Source organism: Novosphingobium sp., from assembly GCF_040398825.1.
In the GTDB taxonomy this organism is placed as follows: Bacteria; Pseudomonadota; Alphaproteobacteria; order Sphingomonadales; family Sphingomonadaceae; genus Novosphingobium.
The window spans coordinates 30,748-51,456 of the sequence record NZ_JBBATI010000026.1 but is presented as its reverse complement, the minus strand read 5'-3'; the positions used below and the strand labels follow the sequence as shown (position 1 = coordinate 51,456).

Genomic DNA, 20,709 nt, shown 5'->3' with positions numbered 1-20,709 from the left:
ACGCCGCAATGCAAAGGCGTTGACCTTGCCCCGGTGGCTGCGCATGTTCGACGCAAACGGCGAAGGATGCGCGCAAATGATCAGGCTGCATGTCAACGGCACGGTGCACACTATCGATGCGCTGGGCGAAACCCCGCTGCTGTGGGTGATTCGCGATGATCTGGGTCTGACCGGCACCAAATATGGGTGTGGCATCGCGCAATGCGGTGCCTGTTCGGTGATGATCGACGGGGTGGTCACGCGGTCGTGCGTGACCCCGGTGGAATCGGTCGCGGGCAAGGCGATCACCACGATTGAGGCGGTGGAGCATGATCCGGTCGGCGCGCGGGTGGTGGAGGCCTGGGTGCGCCACCAGGTGCCGCAATGCGGCTATTGCCAATCGGGGCAGGTGATGGCCGCAACGTCGCTGATCAAGGGCAAAGCGCACCCCACCGACGCCGATATCGATGCCGCCATGACCAATCTGTGCCGCTGCGGCACTTATACCACGATCCGCGCCGCGGTGCATGACCTGGCCGGTGCCAAGGGAGCTGCCGCATGACCGCGCCACTGCCAGACGACGGGTCTGCCGCCGAGGCGCTGCCGACCGGGGCGCCGGTCAATGTGTCGCGCCGCCGCTTTCTGATGGCCTCGGCCGGGGCGTCGGCCGGCGCGTTTGTGCTGGGATTTGGCCTGCCAATCAATGCGGCACGCGCTGATGGAACAGCGACGGCGGTGGTGCCCGGCACCCGCGTGCCGGCGTTCCTGGAAATCCGCGCCGACAACACGGTGCGCCTGCAATGCCCGTTTGTCGAAGGCGGGCAGGGCATTTTTACCGCGATGGCGCAATTGGTGGGTGAAGAGCTTGACGCCGATCCCGCCACGTTCGTGGTCGAAAACGCCCCCGTCGGCCCGGATTACAAGGTCATGGTCAATGGCCGGCGCGGCACCGGCGGCAGCAGTTCGGTGCGCACCAGCCACCTGACCATGCGGCGGCTGGGCGCGATCGCGCGCGCCATGCTGCTGACCGCAGGGGCGCAGAGCATGGGCGTGCCGGTGGGCGAACTGACGACCGAACCGGGCCATGTCGTCCACGCGCGCACGTCGCGCAGGCTGGCCTATGGCGCGCTGGCGGCGCAGGCGCTGGATCTGCCGGCGCCCGCGCCCGACAGTGTCACGTTGAAGGACAAAAGCCGGTTCCGCTGGATCGGCAAGCCGCTGGCGCGGGTTGATGTGCGCGCCAAATCGACCGGCCGCGCGATGTATGCGATCGACGCACATGTCGCTGGCATGCTGCACGCGGCCATTCAGCATGCGCCCCGGCTGGGGCTGGAACCCGGCACGATCCGCAACGCCGATGCGATCCGCGCGATGCACGGCGTGCATTCGGTGCACACCCTGCCCGGCGCGGTGGCGGTGGTGGCGGAACGGTTCTGGCACGCGCGCCGAGCGGTGGAGGCGGCGCAAGTCGACTGGATCGAACCGGCGGACAAGACCGCCATGCGCTATATGCCCGCCGATTTTTCGACCGAGGCGCATGCAAAGCTGCTGGCCAGCGCGAGTGGCCCGGGTGAGATGGCCGAAACCGCCGGCGATGCCGCGACCGCTTTTGCTGGCGCGGCCAGCGTGATCACGGCCAGCTATCAAAGCCAGTTCCTGAACCATGCGCAGTTGGAACCGCCATCGACGCTGGCGCGGTTCAACCCCGATGGATCGCTGGAGGTGTGGGCGCCCAACCAGTCGCCCGACGCGTTCCTGGCCGATATTGCGGCACGCGCCGGCGTGGCGCCAGACCGGGTCACGCTGCATTCGACCATGCTGGGCGGGTTTTTCGGCCGCCATTTCAAATACAACACCGCCAATCCCTATCCCCAGGCGATTGCCCTGGCCAAGGCGGTGGGCCGCCCGGTAAAGGTGATCTGGACGCGTGAAGAGGAATTTTTGCGCGACACGCTGCGGCCGATGGCCCTGGTGCAGTTCCGCGCCGGGCTGGATGCGGCGGGCATGCCAGTGGCGATCGAGGCGATCAGCGCCTGCGAAGGGCCTGGTGAAGGCATCGCCAACAAACGCGGGGAAAAACTGGATGCGAGCGCGCTGGAAGGGGTGACCGGCAAACAATACGCCATCCCCCATCGGCATATCGCGCAACGCTATGTCAAAACCCCGATCACGCTGGGCTATTGGCGGTCGGTCGGCCATTCGATGAACGATTTCTTTTACGAATGCTTCCTGGATGAAATTGCCGTGAAGGGCGGCAAGGACCCCTATGAATTGCGGCTGCACCTGTTGGCGGACAATCGCCGCCTGACCACGCTGTTGCGGGCTGTGGCCGATCTGTCTGGCGGGTGGCAGCCGGGGCCGTACACGGCGCCCGATGGCAGCCGCCGCGCGCGCGGGATCGCCATGTCGTCGCCGTTCGGATCGGAAACCGCCGCCATTGCCGAAGTGTCGATCGACCAGGGGCAGGTGCGCGTCCACACCATCTGGCAGGCGATCGATCCTGGCAGCATCGTTAACCCGGCGATCGTCGCGGCACAGGTGATGTCGGCATCGGCGCTGGGCCTGTCGCAAGTGCTGTGTGAACAGGCGGTCTATCGTGATGGCATGCCGATCGCCCGCAATCTGGATGGTTACGCCATCCTCCGCCCCGATGCGATGGCACAGGTTCACACGCGCATCGTCGAAAGCGGTGAGAAAATGGGCGGGATCGGCGAACCCGGATTGCCCGCGGTGCCGCCGGCGGTGGCCAATGCGATAGCGCGGTTGACTGGCAAGCCGGTTCGGGCCATGCCCCTATCGTCAGGGAAGGGGCTGGCCTAACGAATGGAATGGGGGCGCTTACGTCCTGATCCAGAACGTATGCTGTCCGGAACATGCGCTTGCACGCGGTGCAATCACCCTGCTGAACGATAGCAGTCACTGGCTCGATGGTCGGGGACAGAAGCGATTTGCCAATGCCCAGAACCGCGACCACGCCACCGGTCGAACCAAAGCGCGTGATTGCGGTGGTCGAGAATGACCCGATCGTGTGCCAGGCGTTGCGCGACACGCTGCAAGACGCGGGCTGGGATGTCGACGTTTACCCTGACGGGGAACAATTTCTGGCGGCGTTCAGCGCAGGACGCGTGGCCTGCCTGCTGCTCGATATCCATCTGCCGGGGATCAGCGGGCTGGACCTGCTGGACCAGCTGCGCGACAGGGGCCACCGCGTGCCGGTGATTGTCATCACCGGGGCCAGCGATATGCGGGTCGCGGTCGCCGCGATGAAGGCCGGCGCATTTGATCTGATTGCCAAGCCGGTGCTGGTTCCGCAATTGCTGCTGGCGGTTAAACGCTGCATCGATCCCGAACGCGATCGTGGCAAACTGGCGACCGAACAGGCCGCCGCCGCCGCCCGCATCGGCGTGCTGACCCGGCGCCAGCGTGATGTGATGCTGCTGGTGCTGGCGGGCCACGCCAACAAGGTGATCGCCGACAAATTGGGGATCAGCCAGCGCACGGTGGAAAGCCATCGCGCGCTGGTCATGCAGCGCACCGGTTCGCGGTCCCTGCCCGATCTGGCGCGGCTGGCGCAGACCGCCGCGTGGTCCGACGCCGACAGCGCTGGCGATGGTGCGACTGCGCAATTGCAGCAACCGGGCGCCACAACGCTGTCGACCGGGCTACCGCCAGGCGAATTTGACGATGAACAGTTTCAGCGCTTTTTTGAAGCAATGCCGATGGCCATCGTCATCGCCACCATGGGCGCGGCCGAAACCATCGTTTACGCCAACCCGGCGTTTGAACAGCTGACCGCGCAGACCCGGTCCGAAATCCAGGGCCAGTCGTGGGCAGCGTTGCGCGGGCGTGATCCGGCCCGGCCCGATCGCGTGCTGGGCCAGGCGATTGTCGAGGCCAACGACCAGGTCGGCACGTTTGAAATCGATCGCGGCGGCGAACCTGTGACGGTCGATGCCTATGCCAGCGTGATCGTCGATGATGACAATCGCCCGGCGTTCCGGCTGACCGCGCTGGTCATGGTTGACCCGGAACGCGCCGGCGACCGCGATGCTCTGGCCGAAAAAATCCGCGCAAAAGACGCGATGCTGTTCGAGATTCAGCATCGGGTGAAAAACAATCTGCAGATGATCACCTCGCTGATCCGCATCGAGGCGCGCAATTATTACAAAAGCGATGACCGGATCACGCTCGACCGGTTGGAGGGGCGGATCAATTCGATCCAGATCATTTACCGGCTGCTGTCCGATTTTTCGCAAACCGATGAAATCGATCTGGGTATATACCTCAGCGAAATTGCATCGTCGGTCATGCACGCCCATGCGGTGGAGGGCATCCGCCTTGATCTGAAGGTCGATTCCTATCCGGTGTCAGTCAATGTGGCGCTGCCATCGGGGCTGGTCGCCAACGAATTGCTGACCAACGCGCTGAAACATGCGTTTGTCGGGCGCGAGGGCGGCACCATCACACTGCACAGCCTGACCGATGCGACCGGATGCCGGGTGACGATCGCCGATGACGGGGTCGGCCTGCCCGAAGGCGTTGAATGGCCCCGGCGCGGCAAGCTGGGTGAACTGATCGTGCGGTCGCTGCGCCAGAATGCGAAAGCCGATCTCAAGGTTGCGTCTACCCCTGGCAAAGGCACCCGCGTGACGATCGCGTTCAACCGCGATGCCGCCGCGATTGCCAGCGCGGCATAAGCGCCGATTGCCCGCCACTGGTCGCATGCTATGGCCGTGCCCATGAAAATCTGGTTCGATGGCGGGTGCCGGCCCAATCCGGGGGTGATCGAAACCGCGGTGTTCACAGGCGGCGTGGTCTATCACCGGGCGGATCGCGGGCAGGGCGATAACAACGATGCCGAATGGCTGGCGCTGCTCGATGCGCTGGCGGTGGCACGCGACCTGGGCGCGGGCGATGTGGTGCTGCTGGGCGATTCGGCGATGGTGGTCGACCAGGTGCGCGGGCGCGCGCGGCGCATTCCGGTGCGGTTTGGCGGTTATCTGGCGCAATTCCGGGTGCTGGCGGCGGGATTTGACCGGGTGCGGGTGCGCCATGTGGCGCGGTCACACAATCTGGCCGGCATTGCCCTTTCGCAGAACGGCGCATGACGCGGCTGATCGCGTTCAACAAACCGTTCGGGGTGCTGTCGCAATTTACCGGCGGAGCAGGAGAGCGGGCCAATCTGTCGGCGTTTGTCGCGGTGCCGGGGGTCTATCCGGCGGGGCGGCTGGATCGTGACAGCGAAGGGCTGCTGCTGCTGACCGACGATGGGCACCTGCAGGCACGGATTGCCGATCCCCGCTTCAAACTGCCCAAGACCTATTGGGTCCAGGTGGAGGGCGTGGTGCAGCCCGATCAACTGGCGCGGTTGCAACAGGGCGTGATGCTGAACGACGGGCCGACTTTGCCGGCAGAGGCCGCGGCAATGGCGCCGCCGGCGCTGTGGCCACGCGATCCGCCGGTGCGGTTTCGCAAAACCGTGCCCGATGGCTGGATCAGCCTGACCATCCGCGAAGGGCGCAACCGCCAGGTGCGGCGGATGACCGCGGCGGTCGGCCTGCCCACGCTGCGGCTGGTGCGCTGGCGCATTGGTGACTGGACGCTGGACGACCTGCCCACCGGGCAATGGTGCGACTTGCAGCCGCCCCGCTGGTGATACCCGCGCCGCTCAGCCGGCGTCGCGTTTCATATGCGCGGCAATGATCCGGCCGATGGGATCGTCGCGCAACAGCGGCGCGGTGGCCATGGTCGCGCGTTGCGGCGGCCCGGCGGTAAGCCATGCTCGTACCGGTTCGCTGCGGGCCGGTTCGCTGCGGGCCGGTTCGCTGCGCGCTGGCTCGCTGCGCACCGGCTGGGCGCGGAGCGGGGTGCTGCGGAACAAGGGATTCGTGGCGAAGCGCGGCGTTACCGTGCCGCGTTCGGCGGTGATCCCGGTCAGAAAATTGGCATCGATGCGCGCCGGGCGGGCGGGCGCAGCATCCGCTATTGTATCAGCAGGGGAACGGTGCGGCACTGGGTTGGTACTGGCCAGCAGCACGCCTTCGCCCCCGCGCGGTTTCTGGTTGTAGATAAATCCGTTGACTGGCCAGCGCGTGGTGCCTAGGTCACCGATCGGCGCATACCACACGCGCACTTCGCTCCAGTCGTTGTCGGTCGATACATCGACCGCGCGCACGTCCATTTCGACCTGCCCGCGCCGACCATCGATCGGTGACCAATTGGCGTGGCGCAACAGCACGGTGCGCGAATCGATGATCCGGCTGACCGTCGCGACATGCCCCAGTGCCATCGCGTGATAGGGGCGAAAGCTCATCACCGCGCCCACTTTGGGCTGCCGCCCGCGGGCATAGTGTCCCTGGGCCTGGTCCCACCAGGTCAGCGCGTCGCCATAGAGCTGGATGCCCGATGCCGTGCGCGCAAACGGCACACATTGCTGATAGGGCAGCGCGTCGGTTTCATCATTGTCGCCTGCGGCATCGGCATTGAGCGCCATTGTTGCCGGCCGCGCCTGCGCCGGTTGCGCGATGATTGCAGCTGCGAATGCCAGCCACACCGCAATCCATCCCCGGTGGGGTATGTGGCCTTGCGCGCTTCCGGATGCGTTTCTGGTAGATCCCGTCATGCGTATCACCATGGCCCCATCGCGGTTAAGGCGTGCCTGAGCGGTAAGGTTAATACCCCTTAGGCATCGATCTTGCCTACGATCGGCACTGGCCGGCCTTATGCCGAGTATAATCGCTTTCAATCTGGCACCAGGTCGGCAAAACCGCTGCCAGACACGCAGTGTTTCGGCAGATCGGCCCGCAATTGCTTGCTTTTCCGCCAATAAGGCGCCACGGGACTTGGCATGTCCCCCCCCATTTTACCCCAAGTCGTGATTATCGGCCGCCCCAACGTTGGCAAATCAACGCTGTTCAACCGGCTGGTGGGCAAGAAACTGGCGCTCGTCGATGATCAGCCGGGGGTGACTCGCGACCGGCGATTCGGCGAAGCGGACCTGCTGGGGCTGGGCTTTACCATCGTCGATACCGCGGGTTGGGAAGACGAAGACATCGCCAGCCTGCCCGGGCGGATGCGGATGCAGACCGAGGCGGCGCTGGTCGGGGCATCGGTCGCGCTGTTCGTGATCGATGCGCGCGCCGGGCTGACCCTGCTGGACGAAGAAATCGGGCGCCATCTGCACGAAACATCGATACCGGTGGTGATGCTGGCCAACAAGGCCGAAGGGCGCGCGGGCGATGCGGGCATTTTTGAATGCTATTCGCTGGGCTTTGGTGAACCGGTGGCGTTTTCGGCCGAACATGGCGAAGGCCTGGCCGATCTGTTTCAGGCGCTGCTGCCACTGATCGGCGAACGCGAAGAGGCCCCCGAACGCGATCCCGACGAACCCGAATACGACCCCGAAAGCGTGTTGAAATTTGCCGTCGTGGGCCGGCCGAATGCGGGTAAATCCACGCTGATCAACCGCATCCTGGGCCAGGACCGCCTGCTGACCGGGCCAGAGGCGGGGATCACCCGCGATTCGATCGCGATCGATTGGACCTGGCACGATCCGGCCAGCGGCAATGCGCGCCCGGTGCGGCTGATCGATACCGCCGGCATGCGCAAAAAGGCGCTGGTGGTGGAAAAGCTGGAACGGCTCGCCGTCGCCGATGCGCGCCACGCCATCGATTTTGCCGAAGTCGTGGTGCTGTTGCTCGATGCCACCCGGGGCCTGGAACACCAGGATCTGAAAATTGCGTCGCTGGTGCTTGAAGAAGGTCGCGCGCTGATGATCGCGATCAACAAGTGGGACATTGCCGAAGACCCGAGCGGTCTGTTCAACGGCATCCGCGCCGCGCTCGACGATGGTCTGGCGCAAGTGCGCGGGGTGCCGGTGCTGGCGGTATCGGCGCGCACCGGCAAAGGGCTGGACCAGATGCTGGCCGCGGCGTTCACGCTGCGCGATGCGTGGAGCAAGCGCGTGCCGACCGCCGCGCTCAACCGCTGGTTTGACGATGCGCTGTCGGCCAATCCGCCGCCCGCGCCCGGTGGCCGCCGCATCAAGCTGCGCTATATTACCCAGGCCAAGACCCGCCCGCCGGGCTTTATCCTGTTCGGCACGCGGCTGGACCAGCTGCCCGAAAGCTATCGCCGCTATCTGATCAACGGCATTCGCCGCGAGCTGGGGTTTGATGCGGTGCCGATCCGGCTGACGCTGCGCAGCGCCAAAAACCCGTTCGCGCCCAAATGATTGCCCCCGCGATCACCGCATTCCTGCCCGATCTGCCGCATTCGGTGATGGCAGCGCTGCGCCGGGGCTTCATGGGCCGCTGCCCGCGCTGCAACGGCGCGCGGCTGTTCGCGAAATTCCTCAAACCGGTCGATCGCTGCCCGCTGTGTTCGCAGGATTGGACACTGCACGCGGCGGACGATTTCCCGCCCTATGTCGCGATCATCGTCACCGGCCACGTGATGGCGCCGATCATGATCCTGCTGGGCAGCGCGACGGCAATCCCGACCTGGCTGACCGTGCTGATCGCGGTGACGATCGCGGTGACGATGCTGATGAGCCTGCTGCAACCGGCCAAGGGCGCGATCATCGCGCTGCAATGGTGGATGGGCATGCAGGGCTTTGCCGCGCGCCCGGGCAAGGTTGAGGCTGGGGTCGAATAGCGCGGGCCGGGGGCGATGTTAACCTGAGGCCACCAAAATTCACGTCTCGCCAGGCTTGACCCGGGGTGACGGGGTCCGCTCGCGCATCATGACATCGTTATCTCGGGCTTGGCCGGGTACGGGTGAAGCGGGCATTGCCGCCCCACCCGCGCAGCCATTACCCGGTCAGAACACTTCGAACAGGCCGGCGGCGCCCATGCCGCCACCCACGCACATCGTCACCACGACATGCTTGGCTCCGCGCCGTTTGCCTTCGAGCAGCGCGTGCATGGAGCAGCGCGCGCCGGTCATGCCATAGGGGTGCCCGATCGAGATCGAGCCGCCGTTGACGTTGAGCAGCTCGTCGGGGATGCCCAGCCGGTCGCGGCAGTACAGCACCTGCACCGCAAACGCCTCGTTCAGTTCCCACAGGCCGATGTCGCCGATGCCCAGCCCGAACCGTTCCAGCAGCTTGGGAATGGCATAGACTGGCCCGATGCCCATTTCATCGGGCTCGGTACCGGCCACCGCCATGCCCACGTAGCGCCCCAGCGGGGTCAGACCCTTTTTGGCGGCCAGCGCACCGTCCATGATGATGACTGCGGCCGATCCGTCGGACAGCTGGCTGGCGTTGCCGGCGCTGACGATGCCGTCGGGCAGCACCGGTTTCAGGCTGTTCAGCCCTTCCAGCGTCGTTTCGGGGCGGTTGCCTTCATCCTTGGTCAGCGTGACTTCGTGGTGGGTGACTTCGCCGGTGGCCTTGTCGGCCACTGCCATCGTGGCGGTGGCGGGCACGATTTCATCGGCGAACAGGTTGGCGGCCTGCGCCGCGGCAGTGCGCTGCTGCGACTGGAACGCATAGGCATCGCACACATCGCGGCCAATGCCATAGCGCTTGCCCACCACTTCGGCGGTTTGCAGCATCGGCATGTAGATCGCCTGGTGCATGGCATAGAGCGATGGATCGGCGGCCACGCGCATCTCTTTGGTCTGCACCAGGCTGATCGATTCCTGGCCCCCGGCGGCGACCACGTCCATGCGGTCAAAAATCACCTGTTTTGACGCGGTGGCGATGCTCATCAGCCCCGATGAACACTGGCGGTCCATCGATTGCCCCGACACCGTCACCGGCAGCCCGGCGCGCAAAGCCACCTGGCGCGCGATGTTGCCGCCCTGGGTGCCCTGTTGCAGCGCGCTGCCCCACACCACGTCATCCACTTCGCCGCCTTCGATCCCGGCGCGTTCGACCGCGGCGCGAAGGCTGTGCGCGCCCAGCGTGGCGCCCGGCGTGGCGTTGAAGGCCCCTTTGTAGGCGCGCCCGATCGGGGTGCGCGCAACGCTCACGATGACTGCATCACGCATTGTCTGTGTTCCTTTTTGTCACTGTTTTATCACCAAAAGCCTGGGTAATCGGGTTGCCGCCGAAACGGTCGCGCAGATCGCGTTTCAAAACTTTGCCGATCGGGCTGCGCGGCAGTTCATCGACCACTTCGATCCCGCTGATTCGCTGGGTCTTGCCCAGATTGCTGTTCGCCTGGGCCAGAATAGCGGCCGGGTCGGCGTCGGCATCGGCCAGCACCACCACCGCCAGCGGGGTTTCGCCCCAGGCGTCGGATGGCACGCCGATTACGGCCGCTTCACGCACTGCGCTCTGGCAGGTCAGCTGCGCTTCAAGATCGGTGGGATAGATGTTGAACCCGCCCGAAATGATCAGGTCTTTCGACCGGTCCATCAGGATCAGAAAGCCGTCTTCGTCAAACCGCCCGACATCGCCATGGCGGATATAGCGGCGCCCTTCATCATCAAACCATTCGACTTCGCGCGTCTTGGCGTCCTGCCCGTGGTAACCGGTCATCATCACCGGCGAATGGCCGACGATTTCGCCCGTCGCACCTGGCGGCACTTCGCGGCCGTCCTCATCGATGATTTTCATGACATGGCCGGGCGATGGTTGCCCCACGGTATGCAGCTTGTCGGGGAACTGGTGCGCGAGCAGGATCGCCGATGCGCCGCCCTCGGTCATGCCATAGGCTTCGATCAGCCCGCCCGGCCAGCGTTTGACCACGTCGGCCTTCAGCCACGCCGGAAACGGCGCCGATGTGCACGATTTCATGACATAGGCCGACAAGTCAAAACTGTCGAAATCGGGCAGTTCCATGATCCGGCGGTATTGCACTGGCACCAGCATGGCATGGGTCACGTGCTGGTCTTGCGACAATTGCAGAAACCGCCGTGCATCGAACCGCGCCATCAGCACGACTTTGCCGCCGCCCGCCAGCGCCGGGAAAAAGCTGACCAGCGTGGTGTTGGAATAGAGCGGAGTGGAACAGATCACGCACGTATCATCGCCATACCCGCCCGCCAGCGTGCGCCGCGCATATTCGTGGCGCATCTTGTGGCTTTGTACGATGCCCTTGGGGCTGCCGGTGGTGCCCGATGAATAGATGATGTTGAACGGGTCTTCGGGCTGGATATCGACCTGCGCGGGCGCAGTGCCCGGCGGTGGCAGCCATTGCGACAGCGCAATGCCGGCGCTGCTGTCGTCGGTGGCCACGCGGGTGACGCCTGCCGGAAATGGCAGGTGGGCAATCTTGTCCGCCATTGCCGCATCCAGAAACAGCGCCCGCGCGCCGCTGTCGGCCAGCATCGCCATCACCGTTTCGCCCGAAGCGGTGGAGGTGAGCAAGGCCGCCGCCGCACCGGCACGCAAAATGCCCAGAAACGCGCATGCCGCCGTGACCGAATTGGACGCAGCGATCGCCACCGGATCACGGGGCATCACGCCCGCCGCTTGCAATCCGGCAGCGATGCGGTCGGTCACGGCGTCCATTTCTGCCCAGGTCAGCTGGGTGTGTTCGTCGGCCAGCGCGATGGCCGCGCCGCGCCGGGCGGCGTGCGCGGCCAGGATCGTCGGCAGCGGAAGGAATTCCGCCGCCATGACATCCGCGATGGTAATCGAATCCGCCACGCCTGGGCCTTTCGTCAGTTGAAGGTTTCGCCGGCCGCTGCCTTGGCGGCCAGCAGCGGCGCCACCGGCTGACCATGGCGGGTCAGGCCATCGACCACCGTGGCCAGCCCGATATGATCGGCCCAGAACATCGGCCCGCCGGTCCACGCCGGCCAGCCATAACCGTTCAGCCAGACCGTATCGATATCGCCGGCCGATTGCGAAATGCCCTCGGCCAGGATCAGCGCGCCTTCGCTGATCATCGGATAGAGCAGGCGTTCGCGGATCTCTTCCTTGCCGATCGCACGTTGCGGCTTGCCGGCCCTGGCGGCGAAATCGGCGATGATCGCCTTGACCTCGTCCGACGGGGTGCGCTGGCGGTTGTCGTCGTAATCGTAAAAGCCCTTTTTGGTCTTTTGCCCCCAGCGGCCGACCGCGCACAATGCTTCGCGCAAGTTTTCGATCCGCGTGGGATCGCGGTGCCAGCCGATGTCCACCCCGGCCAGATCGGCCATCTGCCACGGCCCCATGGGAAAGCCGAATTCCAGCAGCGCCTCATCCACATCCCAGTAATTCGCGCCTTCCATGATCAGCGCCTGCGCGGCGGCCTGACGCGGGGACAGCATGCGGTTGCCGATAAAACCATGGCACACGCCCGATACCACCGGGATCTTGCCGATTTTCACCGACAGCGCCATCACCGTCGCCAGTTCAGACGCGCCGGTTTCGCGGCCCCGCACCACTTCGAGCAGTTTCATGACATTCGCAGGCGAAAAGAAATGCGTGCCCAGCACCGACGCCGGACGGCTGGTGACCGCCGCGATCGCATCGACATCCAGATAGCTGGTGTTGCTGGCCAGGATCGCGCCGGGTTTGGCGATCGCATCCAGCCGGGTGAACACGTCTTTTTTGACATCCATGCTTTCATAGACCGCCTCGATCACCAGGTCGGCCGTGGCCAGCGCGGCGAAATCGAGCGTCGGCGTCAGCAGGGCGATCGCGCGTTCGGCCTGGGCGGCGTCCATCTTGCCCTTTTTCACGGTTGTTTCGTAATTGCGGCGGATGGTGGCAACACCGCGGTCCAGCGCTTCCTGATTGGTTTCGACGATGGTGACGGGCACGCCGGCGGTCAGGAAATTCATGGTGATCCCGCCGCCCATTGTGCCGGCGCCGATCACGCCGACCTGGGCCACCGGGATCAGCGGGGTATCGGCCGGAATGTCGGCGATGACGGCGGCGGCTTTGCGCGCCGCATCGATATGCTCTTTGGCGCCGGTGATGGGGTCGGACATGGGAATGCTCCTACAGTTCGGATGGTTCAGAGTCTGTTTTGAAAGTGTTCTGCCCGCGACTTTGTGCCACCCACCGCCCCGCAACCCCGGCCCAACCGCCCTTTGAAGGTATCCTCTGGGCGGTTGGGCCGGGGGTGCGGGGCGGTGGGTGGCATTTTCACAAAAGACTCTCAGGCGCGGCTGTCGGTCAGCGCGGCATAAGTCAGGGTTTTCAGCTGTTCGCGGATCGGGAAAATCACCGATGGAAACACCTGGGTCATGAACACCACCGACAGGCCTTCGGTCGGATCGACAAAGAACTTGGTCGAATGGATGCCGCTCCAGAAAAATTCGCCGGCATTGCCCGCAGTCAGCGTGCGCGCCGGGTCGATGGTCACGGCAAAGCCCAGGCCAAACCCGGTGCCCGCCTGTTTGGCATCGCTGAACAGCGCGCGCGCGATCTGCGGCAGATCGACCGGCTGACCGCTGCGCGGATCGCGCAAATGGTTGGCGGTCATCAGCCGCAGCGTGGCCGGGCTGATCAGGCGCACGCCGTCAGTGGCGCCTTTGCCCACCAGCATGCGGCAGAACCGGTGATAATCGCCCGTGGTGGAAACCAGCCCGCCGCCGCCGCTGTCAAACCGGGGTTGCCGCAACAACCCGGATTTTTCGGCCGCATCGAACTGCTTTGGTTTGTCACCCGGCACGTGAATCCACGAATCTGCCAGCCGGTGCGCCTTGTCCGCCGGGCAGAAGAACGCGGTATCGACCATGCCCAGCGGGCCAAAGATGCGCTCCTGCAAAAACGTGCCCAGGCTCTGCCCGGAAATGCGCGCGACAATCACCCCCAGCACATCGACGGATACCGAATATTGCCACGCCTCACCCGGATTGAATTCCAGCGGCAGCGCCGCCAGACCGGCGATGAACGCGTCGTTGCCATCCAGCCCGGGATGCCCGTCCAGCCGTCCCTTGCGATAGGCGGCGTCGATATTGTTGCGGTTCTGGATGCCATAGCTCAGCCCGGACCGGTGGTTGAGCAGATCGACCATGCGCATCGGCGCCGCCAGCGGCCCCGGGTTGAACGGGGCATCGCCGCCGCCGCCGGCATAAAGCCGCAGATTTGCAAATTCGGGCACAAATCTGGTCACCGGGTCATCCAGCGCCACCAGCCCCTGTTCCACCAGCATCATGAATGCGATCGACACGATCGGCTTGGTCATCGATGCGATGCGGCAGATCGCATCGGGCGCCCAGGGCGTGCCATCGGCGCGCATCTGGCCCATTGTCGCGCGCCACACCGGCACGCCATCGCGCGCGACCAGGATGTCGGCGCCGGGAAACCGGCCGGGGCCGACATAGTCGCGCATCACGAAATCGGCGATGCGGTCCAGCCGGCTTGCATCAAACCCGTGGTCGGCCGGTCTGGCCAGTTCGATTGTCATCCTGATTCCCGTAAAATTATGGTTTGGGTTGGTTTATCCGAAAATCGCCACCGATTGCAGGCCGCGCATCACCTCTGTCCCGTCGGTGTTCCACAGCCGCAGCGTTTCGCTGGAAAACCCGTCGGCCATATGGTTCGATGCGGTTTCCAGCAGCCACCAGCCATCGCGCGTGGTGATCGTATCACCCAACAGCGTCAGCGACCAGTTGATCGAACTGATCGGCCCGGGCCGTTCCATCGCGCGCATTGACCCCGGCGGCAGGGTATCGCCGATCGCGATCAGTTCGGCATGCGGGTCCAGCCCGGCGCGGTCCTTCAACCGCACCCAGCGGCGGATTGCGGGTGGTCCCTCACCACCGCGCGGGGTGGCGCGGCGCACGTCCATGCGGTTGAGGAAAGTCATCGTCGCGGGCGCGCCCAGAAACGCTTCCGCCGTTTCGGGCGCGGTCAGGTCGGTCAGCTGGGCCGCGGGGTTGGAACCATTGGCGGGGCGCGCGTGTCCGAACAGCCAGATGGCGCGATGCACCAGCGCATCGTCACACCACAGACTGGTTTCGACATGGCTGACGCTTTTGCCGGCGCGCAAAATGGTGGCGCGCGCCGTGATATCCTCTCCCACCGGGCCGATGAAGCCGATCTGCGCGGCGCGCAGCGGTGGCAGATCGGGGAACGTGGCGGTCGCAGCGACATAGGCAATATACGATGACGCGCCGCCATACATCGTGCGCCCCTGCATCCAGCCGGCCGCACCGTGGAGCGACCAATGATCGCCGTTGCGCACCAGGCCGTCCGCCAGCTGGGTCAGCGACAGCGCCGTCATCGCATCCTGTTCACCGCTTTGCGCCACCCGTTCAACCACCTTTCCGACTCCGCTTAACCGGGTGGTTAGGGGATTGGCGCGGGTACGAAAAGGGGATTTGCGCATGCGCATGCCCGGCGCAAATCCGCGCAGCGCGGCGCCCTTGCGCTTTCCGCTACGGCATCGGGTTGGCGGGTGCGGGATGAGATTTTTAAGCCCCTCCCGTCAGGGGAAGGGTTGGGGAGGGGTGTCAATGGCCCGATTGGTCGCACAACCAATCGGCGTCGCACACCCCCTCCCAACCCTCCACCTGAGGGGGAGGGCTTTTTGTTCGGGGAATTGGGCACTTTATCAGCGCTTTCGGGCCCAACCCATCAGGCGTTAATTCAGCGCTGGCGCGATCAGCGCGGCGCTGTCTGGCGCCGCCCAGTCGTGCGCGCCGACCATGCGCCACACTTCGTGGCCGTGCGCATCATACAGCACGCTGGTTGGCAATTCCCCGGAATTGTAGAAAAACGCCAGCGTGTTGTCGGGATCGCGCCACGCGGGCAGGTGGTCATAGTGGCGGCCGGTCATCATTGCGCTGATCTTGTCCGGCTGTGCAGGATCGGACGGGGCCATATCCTGCGACACGGTGACCACTGCCAATCGGCCGGCATGGCGCGCGGCGAGTTCGTTCAAGGTGGGCAATTCCTTTACGCACGGTGCGCACCAGGTTGCCCACAGGTTGATCAGCACCGCTTTGCCGGCCAGGCTTTCGATATTCAGCTTTGCGCCCTTGGCGTCGGTGACCATGGCCTTGGGCAGCACCGAACCCGCGTGGCTGCGATCGATCTTGCCGGCAAAGGCTTCGCTCGCGCCCGGTTCCGCCGCTGCGGCGCTCGCGCTGCTCTGCGGTTGCGCCGGGGCGCGCGTCTCTCTATCGCAGCCCGACAGCATGGCGATCCCGGCGGCCAGCGCCGCGACCATAGGCAGACGAAACGAAATGAGCGGCAATTCGGGCTCCGATCCAAAAATGGCCAATGCAATGTGGGGCGGCCGGTTTGCCGCGGGCCCATCGGCGATCATGCGTGAGATAAATGCCTCGATCCCGTTCGACAAGGCACTGTGGGGGCAGGATATCGCCGCGTCAAAGGCGCATGTGGCGATGCTGGGCGCGACCGGCGTGGTTTCGGCCGACGATGCGGCCACGATCGCCGCCGGGCTGGACCAGGTGGCGGCCGAATATGCCACGCAGGGCGTGCCCGAAAACTGGGATCTTGAAGACATCCACATGACCACCGAAAGTCGGCTGGCCGAACTGATCGGGCCAGTTGCCGGCCGGTTGCACACCGCGCGCAGCCGCAATGACCAGGTCGCCACCGATTTCCGGCTGTGGGTGCGCGATTGCGTGGACCAGACCGATGCCGGCCTGCACGCGCTGCAGGTGGCGCTGGTGACCCGCGCTGGCGAACATGCCGCGTCGATCATGCCCGGTTTCACCCACCTGCAAACCGCGCAGCCGGTCACGCTGGGGCATCACCTGCTGGCCTATTACGAAATGATCCGGCGGGATCGGTCGCGGCTGACCGATGCGCGCGCGCGGATGAACGAATGCCCGCTGGGCGCGGCCGCGCTGGCCGGGACCGGGTTTCCGATCGACCGGGCGATGACCGCCGCCGCGCTCGGGTTCGACCGGCCCACTGCCAACAGCCTCGATTCGGTATCGGACCGCGATTTTGCCATCGATTTCCTGATGGCCGGCGCCCAGATCGCGCTGCACCTGTCGCGCCTGGCCGAAGAGTTCATCATCTGGGCCAGCCAGCCGTTCGGCTTTGTCGTGCTGCCCGACAGCCTGTCGACCGGCAGTTCGATCATGCCGCAGAAAAAGAACCCCGATGCCGCCGAACTGGTGCGCGGCCATGCCGGGCGCGTGATCGGCAGCCTGACGTCGCTGATGATCACCATGAAAGGCCTGCCGCTGGCCTATTCCAAGGATATGCAGGACGACAAGCCGCCGGTGTTCGAAGCAGCATCGCTGCTGGCGCTGTCGATCGCGGCGATGACCGGCATGGTGGCAGAGGCGCGGTTTCGCACCGATCGCATGCGCGCCGCCGCCGAACTGGGCTACGCCACCGCCACCGATCTGGCCGACTGGCTGGTGCGCCAGGCCGATATCCCGTTTCGTGAAGCGCACCACATCACCGGCAGTGCGGTGCGGTTGGCGGAAAGCCGCGGTGTGGCGCTCGATCAGTTGCCACTGGCCGATCTGCAGGCGATCGATGCGCGCATCGATGCGCGCGTCTATGCCGCGCTGTCGGTCGAAGCCTCGGTCGCGGCGCGCAAGAGCCATGGCGGCACTGCGCCGGCGCAAGTGGCACTGCGCGTGGCCGATGCGGTCCGCGCGCTGGGGTTGGAGGGTTTAGGATGAAGCGTTCTGCGCTGCTACTCGCCGTTGTCGCCGCGCTCGCGCTGTCGGGCTGCGGGGTGAAACGCACGCTGAAACCGCTGGCCGGGCATGTGCTGCCGCGCGCGCCCTATGGCAGCGGGTATCAGCCCAACGCCGACCAGCTGATCAAACCGCCGGTAGAGGCGCGGCCCGAACGCAATGTCGATGTGCGCGTCCGGTCCGAAGAACGGACCGATGATCCGTTCGACCTGCCCCCCGAAAACTGATTGTCCCGAAGGCCGCCCACCATGGATCATTTTGACTATCACGATGGCGTGTTGCGCGCTGAATCCGTGCCGCTGCCGCGCATTGCCGATGCCGTGGGTACGCCGGTCTATGTCTATTCGCGCGCCACGCTGACCCGGCATGCGCGCGTGTTTCGCGATGCGCTGGCCATTCTGCCGGCGTTCCGCATTGCCTTTGCCGTAAAATCCAACCCCAATCTGGCGGTGCTGAAAGTGCTGGCGGCAGAGGGCTATGGCGCCGATGTGGTTTCGGGCGGGGAGCTTGAACGCGCGCTGGCCGCGGGCATGGCGCCAGAGGGTATCGTGTTCTCGGGTGTGGGCAAGACCCATGCCGAAATGGCGCGCGCGCTGCAGGCCGGGATCGGCCAGTTCAATCTGGAAAGCGCCGAAGAGGGGCTGGAACTGGCCGAAATCGCGCGGGACATGGGGCGTGAAGCGGCCTGTGCGCTGCGCGTCAATCCCGATGTCGATGCCGGCACGCATGGCAAGATTTCGACCGGCAAGGCGGAGAACAAATTCGGCGTGCCGTTCGACCGCGCAGGCGACATCTTTGCCCGGCTGGCGGTGGAACCCGGGCTGAATATGCGCGGCCTGGCGCTGCACATCGGCAGCCAGCTGTCGCGGCTGGACCCGCTGGAGGCGGCCTTTGCCAAAGTCGGCACGCTGATGCAGGCGATCCGCGCTGCGGGCTATGCGATCACCCACATGGATCTGGGGGGCGGGGTCGGCGTGCCGTACAAAGCGGGCGAGGTGTTTCCGCAGCCGGCCGAATACGCCGCGATGGTGGCGCGGGTGACCGCCGACTGGGGCGTGACGCTGATGTTCGAACCAGGACGCGTGATCACCGGCAACACCGGCGTGCTGCTGACCCGCGTGATTCGCGTGAAAGACGGCGCCAGCCACCCGTGGGTGGTGGTCGATGCGGCGATGAACGATCTGGCGCGCCCGGCGATGTACGATGCCTGGCACGATTTTGCCGCGGTTGCGCCCAATGGCGAGGGCATGACCGCCAACATCGTCGGGCCGATCTGCGAATCGAGCGATACCTTTGCCATGGCGCGCGAAATTGACAGCGTGGCGCGTGGTGATCTGGCGGTGTTCCGCACTGCCGGCGCCTATGGCGCGACAATGGCCAGCACGTACAATTCGCGCGCGATGGTGCCAGAGGTGATGGTCGATGGCGATCGCTGGGCGGTGGTGGCCGACCGGATTGCCCCGGCGACGATCCTGGCCGCCGAACGCGTGCCGGATTTCCTGATGTGACGATGGGCGAAGGTCTGGCCCGGACGCTGCCCGCGCTACCGCTGTTTCACCGTATCGCCGGGCAACCGGTGATCGTGCTGGGGGTGGGCGATGCGGCGGCGGCCAAACGCCGGCTGGTCGAACGTGCGGGCGGGCTGGTGGTCGATGACCTGGCGCAGGGCATCGATACCGGCGCTCGTATCGCGTTCATTGCGCACGATGATGAAACCGCGGCGCGGGCCGATGCGCTGCGCGCGCGCTGTGCCGGGCTGCTGGTCAATGTCGTCGATCGGCCAGAGCTGTGCGATTTTACCACGCCATCGCTGATCGACCGTGCGCCGGTGGTGATCGCGGTGGGCACGGCTGGCGCCAGCGCCGGTCTGGCCAAGGCGCTGCGGCTGCGCATCGATGCGCTGTTGCCGGCACGGCTGGGTGGGCTGGCCGACGCGCTGTTTGCCGCGCGCACGGTGCTGCGGCGGCGGTGGCCCGATGGGGCGGAGCGGCGCCGGGCGCTGGATGGTGCGCTGGGCGCCGGTGGCGCGCTCGATCCCTTTGCCGAACACGCGCCCGACGCGGTGTTGCGCTGGATTGATGGCAGTACGGCCATCGCACCGGCGCGCCATGTGATCCACCTGACCAGCCCCGATCCCGATGACCTGACGCTGCGGCAGGCGCGCTTGCTGGGTCAGGCCGATGCGCTGGTGGCAGGGCCCGATGTGCCCGTGGCGATCCTGGTGCGCGCGCGCGCGGATGCGTTGCGGCTGGCGCCGGGTGATGCCGAACCCGCCGGCATTGTGGTTGAACTGCGCCTTTAAACCTTGCGCGGTGACAGCTGGAAATTCATCCAGCAGCTGGCGACCGGGCGATCGCGGTCGGATTGCCAGGCTTCGATGCGCACATTGGCCACGCGGCGGCCGGCGCGCACCACTTCGCCGCGCGCGTACAACCGTTCGGGCAGGCCGCTGCGCAGATATTCGGTGCTGATATTGATCGGTCTGATCCGCATGTCGCTGCCCTGTCGCGCGATTTCGGCCGAAAGCGCGGCAAAACCGGCCATTTCCAGCACCCCGCCGATCACTCCGCCATGAAAAAATCCGGGGCGGCCGGTGGCGCGCGGCGAATAGTCCATGGCGATCACCGGGCTGCCCTGATCCATCCGGTCGATCATCATGCCCATGGCCAGCGCATAAGGGGGCAATGCTATGGCGCTCACTTGGTCCATCCCTCTGCGTCGACCAGCATGAAGATCCCGGCGGCATGCGCGACCGGGTCATCCGGATCGCCATCATGGGCAATGCCGCGCACAAACGCCATCGACCGGCGCACCTGATAGCATTCGGCACGCGCCACGATCGTTTTGCCGGGCACCGCGGCGCGGGTGTAATCGATGCGCAGATCCAGCGTGACCTGTGGACGAAACTGCCCGGTGCGCGTCCACACCGACATCGATGTGGCGTTGTCGAGCAGGCTGATGATCGGTCCCGATGCCAGCACCCCGGTCTCCACCTCACCCACCAGGTCTTCGCGCCAGTCGAATTCCAGTTCGATCCACATCGGGCCGTGGTCGCGGTAACGCATGCCGATAAACCCGCTGTGGCCGCCGAAATTCATCCGCGCGCCCCACTTGGCCGGGTCGAACCGGTCTTCGCAGGATATGCGTTCAAAGGCGTTTTCGGGGGTTTCGGACTGATCCATCGCGTTGTCCTGCATGGACAAGCCG

19 protein-coding genes and 1 pseudogene are annotated in these 20,709 nt (G+C 65.5%); 11 read left to right on the top strand and 9 right to left on the bottom strand.

What is annotated here, in order from left to right; all coding sequences use genetic code 11:
- Nucleotides 1–76 precede the first annotated feature (76 nt).
- The 5 genes from ABWP89_RS13175 to ABWP89_RS13155 all read left to right on the top strand — a co-directional run bounded on the left by ABWP89_RS13175 (nt 77) and on the right by ABWP89_RS13155 (nt 5,635).
- Entirely contained in the window at nt 77–541 is a 465-nt protein-coding gene (locus tag ABWP89_RS13175; RefSeq protein WP_353229807.1) for a (2Fe-2S)-binding protein, read from the top strand.
- Nucleotides 538–2,799, top strand: a complete 2,262-nt coding sequence (locus ABWP89_RS13170; RefSeq protein ID WP_353229806.1) for a xanthine dehydrogenase family protein molybdopterin-binding subunit — start codon at nt 538–540, stop codon at nt 2,797–2,799. The genes ABWP89_RS13175 and ABWP89_RS13170 overlap by 4 nt, the downstream gene beginning before the upstream one ends.
- A 134-nt stretch (nt 2,800–2,933) precedes the next feature.
- Nucleotides 2,934–4,676, top strand: a complete 1,743-nt coding sequence (locus ABWP89_RS13165) for a response regulator (RefSeq protein WP_353229805.1) — start codon at nt 2,934–2,936, stop codon at nt 4,674–4,676.
- A 42-nt stretch (nt 4,677–4,718) separates the two neighbouring features.
- Nucleotides 4,719–5,087: a reverse transcriptase-like protein gene (locus tag ABWP89_RS13160; RefSeq protein WP_353229804.1), complete on the top strand. Its 369-nt coding sequence runs from the start codon at nt 4,719–4,721 to the stop codon at nt 5,085–5,087.
- Nucleotides 5,084–5,635, top strand: coding sequence for a pseudouridine synthase (locus ABWP89_RS13155; protein ID WP_353229802.1), 552 nt, complete (start codon nt 5,084–5,086; stop codon nt 5,633–5,635). Before ABWP89_RS13160 ends, ABWP89_RS13155 begins: the two co-directional genes overlap by 4 nt.
- 12 nt (nt 5,636–5,647) lie before the next feature.
- On the opposite strand, the gene ABWP89_RS13150 is transcribed toward ABWP89_RS13155, so the two are convergent.
- Nucleotides 5,648–6,532, bottom strand: coding sequence for a CHAP domain-containing protein (locus ABWP89_RS13150; protein ID WP_353229801.1), 885 nt, complete (start codon nt 6,530–6,532; stop codon nt 5,648–5,650).
- A 294-nt stretch (nt 6,533–6,826) separates the two neighbouring features.
- On the opposite strand from ABWP89_RS13150, the gene der reads away from it, so the two are divergent.
- The gene (gene der, locus ABWP89_RS13145) at nt 6,827–8,212 is read left to right on the top strand and encodes a ribosome biogenesis GTPase Der (RefSeq protein WP_353229800.1); all 1,386 of its coding nucleotides are present in this window, start codon (nt 6,827–6,829) and stop codon (nt 8,210–8,212) included.
- Nucleotides 8,209–8,634: a DUF983 domain-containing protein gene (locus ABWP89_RS13140; protein ID WP_353229798.1), complete on the top strand. Its 426-nt coding sequence runs from the start codon at nt 8,209–8,211 to the stop codon at nt 8,632–8,634. The genes der and ABWP89_RS13140 overlap by 4 nt, the downstream gene beginning before the upstream one ends.
- A 165-nt stretch (nt 8,635–8,799) precedes the next feature.
- On the opposite strand, the gene ABWP89_RS13135 is transcribed toward ABWP89_RS13140, so the two are convergent.
- From ABWP89_RS13135 to ABWP89_RS13110, 6 genes and pseudogenes are all read right to left on the bottom strand, one after another.
- A complete protein-coding gene (locus ABWP89_RS13135; protein WP_353229797.1) occupies nt 8,800–9,975 on the bottom strand; it encodes an acetyl-CoA C-acyltransferase in 1,176 nt (391 codons plus the stop codon).
- Nucleotides 9,968–11,551 carry a class I adenylate-forming enzyme family protein gene (locus ABWP89_RS13130; RefSeq protein ID WP_502915289.1) on the bottom strand — a complete coding sequence of 528 codons (1,584 nt, stop codon included), beginning with the start codon at nt 11,549–11,551 and terminating at the stop codon, nt 9,968–9,970. The genes ABWP89_RS13135 and ABWP89_RS13130 overlap by 8 nt, the downstream gene beginning before the upstream one ends.
- Before the next feature lie 44 nt (nt 11,552–11,595).
- Nucleotides 11,596–12,837, bottom strand: a pseudogene (locus ABWP89_RS13125) (3-hydroxyacyl-CoA dehydrogenase); the annotation flags it as partial.
- Between the two features lie 185 nt (nt 12,838–13,022).
- Entirely contained in the window at nt 13,023–14,270 is a 1,248-nt protein-coding gene (locus tag ABWP89_RS13120; RefSeq protein ID WP_353229830.1) for a serine hydrolase domain-containing protein, read from the bottom strand.
- Between the two features lie 39 nt (nt 14,271–14,309).
- Nucleotides 14,310–15,134 carry a thioesterase family protein gene (locus tag ABWP89_RS13115; protein WP_353229796.1) on the bottom strand — a complete coding sequence of 275 codons (825 nt, stop codon included), beginning with the start codon at nt 15,132–15,134 and terminating at the stop codon, nt 14,310–14,312.
- Nucleotides 15,135–15,455: 321 nt separating this feature from the next.
- Nucleotides 15,456–16,070 (bottom strand): TlpA family protein disulfide reductase, encoded by a 615-nt coding sequence (locus ABWP89_RS13110; protein WP_353229795.1) that lies wholly within the window; start codon nt 16,068–16,070, stop codon nt 15,456–15,458.
- A gap of 31 nt (nt 16,071–16,101) precedes the next feature.
- On the opposite strand from ABWP89_RS13110, the gene argH reads away from it, so the two are divergent.
- The 4 genes from argH to ABWP89_RS13090 are packed head-to-tail and all read left to right on the top strand — an operon-like array spanning nt 16,102 to nt 19,804.
- Nucleotides 16,102–17,484 (top strand): argininosuccinate lyase, encoded by a 1,383-nt coding sequence (gene argH / locus ABWP89_RS13105; protein WP_353229828.1) that lies wholly within the window; start codon nt 16,102–16,104, stop codon nt 17,482–17,484.
- Nucleotides 17,481–17,729: a hypothetical protein gene (locus ABWP89_RS13100; protein WP_353229794.1), complete on the top strand. Its 249-nt coding sequence runs from the start codon at nt 17,481–17,483 to the stop codon at nt 17,727–17,729. The genes argH and ABWP89_RS13100 overlap by 4 nt, the downstream gene beginning before the upstream one ends.
- A gap of 21 nt (nt 17,730–17,750) precedes the next feature.
- Complete coding sequence (gene lysA / locus ABWP89_RS13095) at nt 17,751–19,010, top strand: diaminopimelate decarboxylase (protein ID WP_353229793.1); 1,260 nt, start codon at nt 17,751–17,753, stop codon at nt 19,008–19,010.
- Nucleotides 19,011–19,012: 2 nt separating this feature from the next.
- Nucleotides 19,013–19,804, top strand: a complete 792-nt coding sequence (locus tag ABWP89_RS13090; RefSeq protein WP_353229827.1) for a precorrin-2 dehydrogenase/sirohydrochlorin ferrochelatase family protein — start codon at nt 19,013–19,015, stop codon at nt 19,802–19,804.
- Here ABWP89_RS13090 and ABWP89_RS13085 read toward each other — a convergent pair.
- Both ABWP89_RS13085 and ABWP89_RS13080 read right to left on the bottom strand, forming a co-directional pair.
- Nucleotides 19,801–20,202, bottom strand: a complete 402-nt coding sequence (locus ABWP89_RS13085) for a PaaI family thioesterase (RefSeq protein ID WP_502915288.1) — start codon at nt 20,200–20,202, stop codon at nt 19,801–19,803. The genes ABWP89_RS13090 and ABWP89_RS13085 overlap by 4 nt on opposite strands.
- Entirely contained in the window at nt 20,199–20,684 is a 486-nt protein-coding gene (locus tag ABWP89_RS13080) for a PaaI family thioesterase (protein ID WP_502915287.1), read from the bottom strand. Before ABWP89_RS13080 ends, ABWP89_RS13085 begins: the two co-directional genes overlap by 4 nt.
- Nucleotides 20,685–20,709: the final 25 nt, after the last annotated feature.